This is a genomic window from Desulforhopalus singaporensis (genome assembly GCF_900104445.1).
Lineage (GTDB): Bacteria > Desulfobacterota > Desulfobulbia > Desulfobulbales > Desulfocapsaceae > Desulforhopalus_A > Desulforhopalus_A singaporensis.
Window position 1 is genome coordinate 47,565 of record NZ_FNJI01000030.1, and the last position, 9,418, is coordinate 56,982.

Here is a 9,418-nt window from a genome sequence, read left to right on the forward strand (position 1 = left end):
TTGTCTGGTGCAGCAAAAGAAAAGGGCAAGGAATGCGGTTTGGTGCAAAATTTACCTGAAAATAACCATGTCACTGATACGTAAAAAGCGGTTTTCCTGTTTTGCCAGGATCCAGGCTGATGCACACCAGATGTGGGAAAGATCTTAATCCACCAGTTCGTCCCGGAGATGGGTTACTGTGTTTTGGTAAAAACGGTCCTGGAGCTGTTGCCAGCGGCTCAAACCATGGGGTGAGGTTTTTGGGGTTGGGTTCTCTCCTATCCAGAGTCCGCGGTTGTTGAAGCTGTAGACAGGAATCAGGTCAGGACGCTGTGAAGCAGATAAAATTTCACGTTCGACATTATCCAAAACCAGCGGGTCACCATCTGTTGCCGAAAAATAATTCAGCACCATATGCGGTTGTTGTTGCCGCAGGGATTTTACATAGGCAAGACGCATTTTCTCCTGGGGAACGTTCATCCTGCTGAGGGTAAAATATTTTGCTATGGCGAAGTCTTCGCAGTCGCCGCCATTATTGATCAGCATCTCCTGGGGTGTCGCCCAGTAATCCTCTGTGCCCCAGAGATATATGTCATCGATGAATTCGAGTTGATTGAAGAACAGGTTGACCAGTTCCAGCTTTTCCCGCACCGAAACAGTGTATTTGTTCTTCATCAGCGCAAGCCAGCGGTTGATACGGGCCGCTGGGGTGTTGTCATCACTGCTTTTCTTTACAGCTGGTTTGGGCTCAATAACCGGAGGCAGAGGATGGTCAACTGGTTTTTTGCCGCAGCCGTTGAACAATAAAGGAAAAACCAGCATGAAAAATACGGTCGCAACGGTGTATCTTCTTGTCTTATGGAAACTACGCAATAACTTCACCATTTGTTGGCGTCATCTTGATAGCTGCTGCTGGCAGAAATTACCTGCATTCCTTTTGGCTGAGAGTTTGCGCTAGATCTTTTCCCGCCTCATACGCCTGCTGCAGATAATCCTGTCTGTGCTCAATCTCTCCCTTGCGATCGACGCCGCGGCAAAGAACTGTTCTCCACAACTCAGCATCCAGGACGTCAAAAAAGTATTTTGTCGTGAGAATAGCCCCGTCGAATAGTTTTTTCCCTTCGGTAGCTCCGACCGAGATAAACAGTCCCTTGCGACTATGTGGCTCCTGGCCCAGGGATTTCTTGTTGATCCAGTATTTTCTTACCCATAGAGACTGGCACCGATCCATGAAAATTTTGGTATGGGCACTGACGCTGTAGAAAAATATGGGTGAGGCCAGCATTATCCCTGAACTGGCTTCCAGTTTTTTCTCAATTTTAGGGAAATCGTCCTTGATTGCGCATTTGCCGGTCTGGATGCAGTTGTATATTTCAAGACAGGGTGAGATCTTGTAGTCGCGCAGAATGATTTCTTCCACCTCTGCGCCGTTTTCCCGGGCTCCGGCCACCGCTTGCCTGAGCAGGCCGGCGCTGTTTCCGTCACGTCGAGGACTTCCGTAAATAGCCGAAATGCGGACCATATCTCTCCTCTGTAATAGTTGTGTAAAAGCGCCTGAAAATCGACTGGTCTGAACAAAAACATTATGACATTTTTTTGTTTGGTGTCAATGGCCAGTTTGGCAAGAAATCGCGCACTTGTGCGTTGCGGTTATTTCTTGCCGCCCATAAGCGAAAAAATGGGAACGTCAACTGATAAAGCGATCAAAAGTATCAGCAGACCGCTTCTTTTAGTGAAGTTCTACGACAACTCACCTGTGACCGCTCAGAGCATAAACGGGGTGCTGTCGTCATATTTGGATAAATCTCTATCGATGGCGCTGAATATTTTCAGGATCTTATCTTTTGTTTCAATGGTGTTTTGTACTGTTTCCTGTTCGTCCAGTTCGCGGAGCTGGGCCGTGGCGGCTTCTATGGCGGCCTTGAGCTTATCTTTCTGGGCAATCAGGTCTGTCCGGTCGGTTGAGGGAGCTCTGACGGCAATCTCTTCGATTTTTTTAAGACCCTTCTGCCATTCCTCTATTTTTTCGTCGATAATATCGCGATAGGTTTGTGATTGCATATGGATTCTCCGTTCTGGGTTTATAGAACTGTTTCACTTCGGGTGATCTCCCCAGCGCAACAAAATCTCTTGTTCTGCTGCTTGTATTATAAATCTTGATGGAGCTGCAGGTCAAAAAGAATTGCCAGGAATTTTCACGGGTAAGCCAACAAGCGTTAATAAATCCGGTTGGAGCCGGTCCGGATCAGGGGCCTGAACGGTTTGCAGGAAGAAGGCGGCGGTTGACAGCGGCAACTGGGAGGGCGACAACGGCTATGGTCCTGTCGCGGGCACCAGCTGCTTTTTTCAAGACAGCCTTTGCCGGTGGAGAAACCGGTTAATCCTGTGGGATATCCCCAAGGGATTTGGTGGTGCTTTCATACCGGTGGCCAGGCTGAAGATTGACGGAGTCGGTCAGCAGGGATATTGAATAGAGGCCTGCGGCCAAGACAACAGTAACCACCGTCAATTTCAGCATCAATGACGGCTTTTTCCAGATAAATACGGCGACCGTCAGCAGCAGAAGAAGAAAAACAAACTGGTTTCTCACCACAAAAGCAGACACATGCAGATAGAGTTGTTCGAGGGCCATGGCGTATTTTTTTAAGGGAGGATTGGACTATTTTACGGTGCAGAAATTGCTTACCAGAACCGGATCTTACCATAAAATGCGGTAAAAAAAAATGTCTATACGGCTGTTGCCTTGATGCAACGTGTATCGGGGTGTGTCATCTGAAACAGCGCCGGATTGTATCCGGCCGCCGTTTCGTTGTGGCTGCAGCTTTTTCGGTACTACTGCAACCAATCTGTACCGGGATTGTCCTTGACCCTTGGCAATAGGTCAGGGAAGGGAGGGAGGTCTTTGGTATCCCGGCCGCTTGATGGTTCAGTTGAAAACCCGGTGAAGCTGGTTTAGTTTATGAAAAGTGTCGAGATCATCGACCCAGGAGTTGTTCCTGTTCCGGGTTATTATGACGTAGTTGTGATCCGGCGTTTTAATCCTGGTTCCTCCACTTGTGCTTATGGCGCAGCTCTGGGAGTGGTTGGGGACGGCGGTGCTGATTTCTGACAACAACGGGTTATCTGACATGGCGTTCTCCTCAGATGAAGTATTTTTACACACCACTCATACTACGGGAGACAATTGAAAGAGTAAATTGAGGAGAATAACAAGGTATTATAGGTATATTTACCTATAATGTGTCAAAATAATATGCAGTTTCAAAGTGTTGCATGTTGGTGAAAAAATAAAAAAAGAAAATCAAGGTGAATATTTTTTTTCCTGACAACCGGGCGATGTCCTGTTTCAGGCTGACCGGAGCAGTGCCACAAGTTGACCGTAATAGTGCAGCGTTAATTTTCCTGCGGAGTCGATATCTGTGCCAAGAGCCACGAATCCGTGATCTTTGAGCAGAAAAAAACTGTACCCCTCAAGCGCTAGTTCCAGACCGGACCGGGCGAGTTCTCTGGTGCCGTAGTCAAAAAAATTCCGGGTAACCGGAATGCCGAGTTGCTCAGCCCTCATGTTGAGCAGAAAACAGTGGCCGTGCAGGATTGCATTGACCCGTGGCAGCGATTGATAGAGATACTGGTGTAGAAAACTCTCGGAGGAAGGTGTTGCAACCCCTTCTGTAAGAAAAGTTCCGGATTCTTCAGCATAGCCTACTATATGGCTGTACGCGTTTACGTCGAGCGTGGCTGAAGGAGTCATGCCGGAGCGTGTGATGATGAAGCTGGTTTCACCGGTTCGGTATGAAGAGTTTCCGTATGTGCCGCCCGTATGAGCGGGAGCAAGGCCGAGTTCGGCGAAGAGGTATGCCCAGTAGTTGAGTCGGTTAAGCCTGGTATCGTACTGATAGGTTTTTTTCCGGGAGCGATAGGTAAATTTTACTCCTTGGTACTGTTCTGTTGTCATGGGTGTGCGTTTTGTTGAAAATGGCGGCGTTGGGCCATGGAGTCGGGTAGAGAGCGGTCAACGGTACGGGGGCGATTGTTCGGGCGATGCAGGGGAGCGTACTGCATCGCCCGGATTCACGCGCCAGAAATATTATCCCATAAGCTGTGACAATTGCTCTGTCAATCCATCCAGTTCATCGTTTTTGAAGCAGAATTGCATTTCAAGAAATTTCTGCCTGAACTGTGCAACTTCTGTCTTCACGGTATTGTTATGGCGTATAACGTCTACAAAAAGCTGGGCGAGTTCCTGGAAATCGGTTTCTTTCATGCCGAACCGGGTCATTTCGCTTACACCTATACGCAAGGCGCCTGACGCGGTAAAACCTTCTTCCTCAGGAGTTGCCTGATAGTTGACGATGATGTTGTTTTTCTCAAGGCGGGTTGCGATTTCGGGACCTTTGGTGTAGCCGACATGCACGATAACCTGGTGGGTGTGGGTAAATGAGTCTTCCGGGTCTCCGGCCACGCTGAAACCCGCATCGCTAAGGGCCCTGGCAAAGGCTTTGGCGTTGCTGAGAACCTGTTGCTGATATTCATCCTTGAAATGGTTCATCTCATAGGCGGCGGCCAGAAGGCCGAGCATGGTGCCAAGGTGATGATTGCTGACGCTGCCCGGAAAAGTTCGTCTTTCAATAGTCTCCCAGAAAGCGTATTGAGGATCGTGCTCCTCGAAGTTGCCGGCGACAATACCTCGCTGGGTACCGAAAAAGGTTTTGTGGGTAGAGCCGGTAACGAGATCCGCCCCCTCTTGAAAGGGCTGTTGGAAGTGTGGGCCTGCCAACCCGAGAACGTGGGCCATATCGTACATGATAACGCAGGGTATCTCCAGAGCGTCGACCATCTCGCGAACCTGAGCCACCGGTTCGGGATAGATGGTCATGCTTTTCCCGAAAATGATGAGTTCCGGCCTGTGGATTTCGATAATATCTTTTAAGGCAGCAATATCGATTTTGTAGGGATTATTCTTTAATACGGGAAAATTGACAACCGCGGGGCGGTCTGTCCGGGGATCCCTGGCGACAAAGTCTCTTAAGGCGCCCATGGGTTGTGCGCTCAGGTGGCCGCCGTTGAGGATATGGTTGTTGATGATCTTGCGTATCCTTCTCTGTTCACTTTTTCGATCGGCTCTGTTGAGATAATCCACTAGCGCGCTGAAAACGGCTGTGTTGGCCATCTGGCCGGAAATCAGGCGGGTCTCGACGTTGCGGCAATGCAGGTATTTGCTGAGCTCATCGGCCAGTAGATTCTCTACCTCCCGAATAAAACCGGTGCCCTGGTAATAGAAAACTTCCTTGTCGAAAAAAGCTTTTACTTTTTTATGCTCGGCGTACCTCCCGGCAGGATCAGCAATGGACAGCATCGCCCCGATTCTGGAAACTGACTGTTCAGAAGGGATAAGGTTGATACATTGCTGTTGCCGCCATCTGGTGTTGGCAATGGTTTTATCTATTAGCGAGGTAAGTTTTTTTATTGTCTCCTGTTCCTTGTTGTCGCTTTTTTCCGGCAGGGACAGCTGGTTCCACAAAACAGCACGGGAGTGGGGCGGCGCATCGGTTCGCATATGATATGGGACCACGACGCTTTTGAGAAATTTTTTCCTGACCTTGATCTCAAGTTCCTCGCCCCGTGATGTGTCTGAGTCGATCAGGACCAGACAGATTGATCTCCTGTCGTTTTCTTCACTATAGCCCGAGGCGATGCCTTCCCCGGTAACTTTCCAGTAGGGTACCGAGGTCCCGCTGGTGACGTGACCGATAAGTTTGTTGTTTTTGTAAACTTCATCTCCCGCCCTGGCGATACCCTTGTCCGTGATCGCCAGGGGCAGGATGATTCGTGGCAGTGCTGATTTTTTAGAATAATCAAAAGCGACAATTTTCTTGAAGGCAGAAAACTGTTCCAGTAGGGAATCGCGTCCGATGAAGTCCTTTTTCTCTTTTGAAAAGCTGACTGCAAATTTTGCCAGCGGGCAGGCGAAGATAGGAATTGGGTGATTTTCGGCATCAACTCCGAATTCGTGGCCGTACAAGGGAAGGCAGGCCTCAAGCCGCAAGGTGTCCCTTGCTCCGAGACCAACAGGCTGGACACCTTTTGCCAGAAGCATGTCCCAAACCTCAAGCGCGTCAGTTTGTTCGATAAACAGTTCAAAGCCGATAGGCTCACCGGTATACCCTGTTCTGGCAAGGTTCACCGGTATTTCCTTGAGACAAACACTGCTGAGACTGTTTCGCGCCGGTATGGGAAGATGGCCGGAGGTAATCAGGTCCGAGAGTATCTCTTTTGCTTTTGGGCCCTGCAAACTGAGCATCGCGCTTTCGAAGGTGCGGTCGGTAAGGGACAGATCGGGAAAATTTCCGCTTTGTTCAAGAAAATGATCCCAGTCCTTTTCCCTGTTGGAGGCATTCACCACCAGGATATACCGGTCTTCGTCAAACCTGTAGAGATACGCGTCGTCAAGAGCATGGCCGTCACTGTCGGAGATGATCGTGTATTGACTTTCGCCAACGTTGAGTGCCGCACCATTGTTGGTGAGAACGTATTGAAGAAAGGGCAGTGCATCGGGGCCGGAAATGGCGAACCTTCCCATGTGGGAGACGTCAAACAATCCAGCATTTCTTCGGGTCGCGAGATGTTCCTGCAATACTCCCGCCGGGTAATTGACAGGCATCTCCCATCCGCCGAAATCGACCATTTTAGCTCCTAGCCCGCGATGCTTTTCGTTGAAGAAAGTCTTCAGTAAATCCATTGATTTTGCTCCTGCTCACTTTAAGTTGTCTACTTCCGGTTAACTCTTTTTCTCTTTCCTGTATACCTTTGCCAAGCCGGCAGCGGAAGTTTCACGGTATAACGATGGGATGGCCTGTCCTGTCTCCTTCATTACTCTGGTGACATCGTCAAAACTGATTTTGTGGTTGCCGTCGGTCAGCAGGGCAAAGTGACAACAACTCAATGCCCGGGTGGCGGCATGGGCGTTTCTTTCAATGCACGGAATCTGCACAAGACCGTCCACCGGATCGCAGGTGAGCCCCAGGTGATGTTCAAGGCCCATTTCCGCCGCGTATTCGATCTGCCGGACTGAACCTCCCATAACCTGGGTTGCCGCAGCGGCAGCCATGGCACATGCGGTTCCGACCTCTCCCTGGCAGCCGACCTCGGCACCTGAGATGGAACCGTTGTGTTTGACCAGGTTTCCAACAAGTCCGGCGGTGGCAAGCGCTCTTGCCACATCGGACGAAGACAGCCGCATGGTCTGGGTCAGATAGTACAAGACCGCCGGGACGACTCCGCAGGCACCGCAGGTCGGCGCGGTGACGATAGTTCCGCCGGTAGCGTTTTCTTCCGCCACCGCATATGCGTAGGCGGCAAGAAAACCATCCTGGCCGAATTCTTTTTTCAACATCTTGGTCTTGCTGTAAAGCGATTTGGCTTTTCTCGCAAGGCCAAGTCCGCCCGGTAAAGTGCCTTCGGTAGCAATCCCTTTTTTAAGGGATGTTTTCATGGTTTGCCAGATCTCTTCGAGAAAATCATACAGCTGCTCCCCTTCACAGGATTCGACGTAGGACCAGAATGACTGACCGCTTTGGTGGCAGTGATCAAGGATAGTGTCCATGGTGGTGAGGGGATAGATACTGCTGGAGTCATCCTTGGAGTCCTTGTCGCTCAACGCCCCGCCTCCCACACTGTACACTTCCCAGCTGCCAAGAAGTCTTTCCTTGTCATCGACGGCCTCAAAGAGCATACCGTTTGGATGCAGGGGCAGTACTTCTTCTTCTTTCCATAAGATCTCAAAAGAGCGTGCCCCCATCTCTTTTGCTATTGCCTTGTCGGTAAGGTGTCCTTTGCCCGTTGCAGCGAGACTTGCAAATAATGTAATCCGGTAATGACAACCGTCCGGCCATCTGGCCAAAAAGATCCTGGTCGCCCTGGACGGCGCCATGGTATGACTGCTTGATGGCCCCGTGCCCACTCGATATAATTTTCTTATTGTATCCATGTACGGGTATTGCCTCTTTTCCACTGATCAGATGCGATAAGGTCGCAGGTGTAACTATTCACTTATTTCGTTACCCCTGACTCCAGCGTTTGTTCTACTCGTTGTTTATGAAAGTAAACCGCAAAAAGATCTTTTCCTGCAATAAGTTTCAACATATTGAGGAAAATCCGCCTGTTTTTAGTCGTTTTTGAAGTTATTGCAGCTTTATCAAAAAAAATGGAAAAAACGGGGCCGAGAGAGGCTGGTCGTAGGGTGCATTGCCGGGCCGGTTATTGTCGAAATACTCTTTGCGTATCCGGATAAGAATGGATAATGGAAGGGAGAAAAAATTTGGTCTTGATACGGTCGCAGGGTGATATGGGCCTGTGAACTTAAATTGAACCCGCCGATTTGGAAAATAATTTTTTATTTCACCATATCGGTCTTTATATCTTGCACGACAGGGTGTAAGGCAACTCTTTGTAACAGTTGGTCCTCTTTAACTTCCTATAGCCCGGCAGAAGAAGAAACCGGGATACAGGAAAAGAATAAAAACTACAGATTATTTTCAGCTGTCAAGGAATAGGGACCGGGGCCTGGATGAAATAAAAGCATTTTGTCGTTTCCTCGGTATCATCTATGGAAACCGTGACCCAAGCCTCCTGTACTGTCAAGGGAGCGATAATCGAGGCGTTTATCGAGCCGTCTGCATCGGTAACAACATGAGTAGTTTGCGGTGGGTGAGTCTGACCGAGCGACTTGGCTTCAAAAATAATTGTGATATTGATTCCCGCTGCCGGAGGCGAAATCGCAGTGGTAACTGAAAAGTGCTTCTCAGTTTCGGTGGTGGTAGCGAGTTCAACGATGCACGAATCAAGCGTATGTTCAATCAAGATTACTTCTCCGCTTGTCGCTGCATGGGCAGGCAGGATAACATGGTCGACATCAGGTGTGGTCCATCTGGTCGGCAGAGCACAAAATGTAGCCAAGGCTGCGGATGAGCCAACTATGGTCTTGAGGACGATACGCCTGTTGTGGTCTTCAGCTTTAAGGTTGTCGATTTGATTGTTCTGGCCATCTAGCATAATAAATACCTTGTTGTTAAAAGTTTGTATGGGATTATTGTCGGCTTGTTTTCAGGATATTGTTTTTACATTTAATTTGAGCCACAGATGATATATCATAAAATGTTAGGTATATCAATAAAAAGCAATGATAGCGGTATGATATGGTTTTTTATGTCTGGGGTGCTGGTATTACATGTGTAATTTTATGTCTTATGCTTTTGTGACTGAAGTTTAGAGTTTCGTAAATCCACCGCTATGACGGTGGTGGCGGATTTACGAAACTCTAAACTTCAGTGTCAGCTATTCCCGATGTAAATATAAGTCATTGAAATTGCGCCATTCAGCAAAATCATCTTTCGTAAACATTTAATATGAAGTATGAACTTAATCTATTGAAATAATGTGA

The 9,418-nt window shown here is 48.7% G+C and carries 9 protein-coding genes; all 9 read right to left on the reverse strand.

The features are described from left to right. Positions 1-144: 144 nt before the first annotated feature. Entirely contained in the window at positions 145-864 is a 720-nt protein-coding gene (locus BLQ17_RS17290; RefSeq protein ID WP_218121828.1) for a transglutaminase-like cysteine peptidase, read from the reverse strand. 37 nt (positions 865-901) lie between these two features. Beyond that, on the reverse strand, positions 902-1,501 hold the full coding sequence (locus BLQ17_RS17295) for a flavodoxin family protein (protein WP_092225124.1): 600 nt from the start codon (positions 1,499-1,501) through the stop codon (positions 902-904). Between the two features lie 242 nt (positions 1,502-1,743). Beyond that, a complete protein-coding gene (locus BLQ17_RS17300; RefSeq protein WP_092225126.1) occupies positions 1,744-2,040 on the reverse strand; it encodes a hypothetical protein in 297 nt (98 codons plus the stop codon). 316 nt (positions 2,041-2,356) lie between these two features. Further along, positions 2,357-2,611, reverse strand: coding sequence for a hypothetical protein (locus BLQ17_RS17310; RefSeq protein WP_092225131.1), 255 nt, complete (start codon positions 2,609-2,611; stop codon positions 2,357-2,359). Between the two features lie 294 nt (positions 2,612-2,905). Further along, a complete protein-coding gene (locus BLQ17_RS17315; protein WP_092225133.1) occupies positions 2,906-3,109 on the reverse strand; it encodes a hypothetical protein in 204 nt (67 codons plus the stop codon). A 216-nt stretch (positions 3,110-3,325) separates the two neighbouring features. Next, a complete protein-coding gene (locus BLQ17_RS17320; RefSeq protein ID WP_092225135.1) occupies positions 3,326-3,934 on the reverse strand; it encodes a class II aldolase/adducin family protein in 609 nt (202 codons plus the stop codon). A gap of 132 nt (positions 3,935-4,066) precedes the next feature. After that, a complete protein-coding gene (gcvT, locus tag BLQ17_RS17325) occupies positions 4,067-6,718 on the reverse strand; it encodes a glycine cleavage system aminomethyltransferase GcvT (protein WP_092225137.1) in 2,652 nt (883 codons plus the stop codon). Between the two features lie 39 nt (positions 6,719-6,757). Then, the gene (locus BLQ17_RS17330; RefSeq protein ID WP_092225139.1) at positions 6,758-7,966 is read right to left on the reverse strand and encodes an L-serine ammonia-lyase; all 1,209 of its coding nucleotides are present in this window, start codon (positions 7,964-7,966) and stop codon (positions 6,758-6,760) included. A 554-nt stretch (positions 7,967-8,520) separates the two neighbouring features. Next, complete coding sequence (locus tag BLQ17_RS17335; protein WP_092225141.1) at positions 8,521-9,030, reverse strand: hypothetical protein; 510 nt, start codon at positions 9,028-9,030, stop codon at positions 8,521-8,523. Positions 9,031-9,418: the final 388 nt, after the last annotated feature.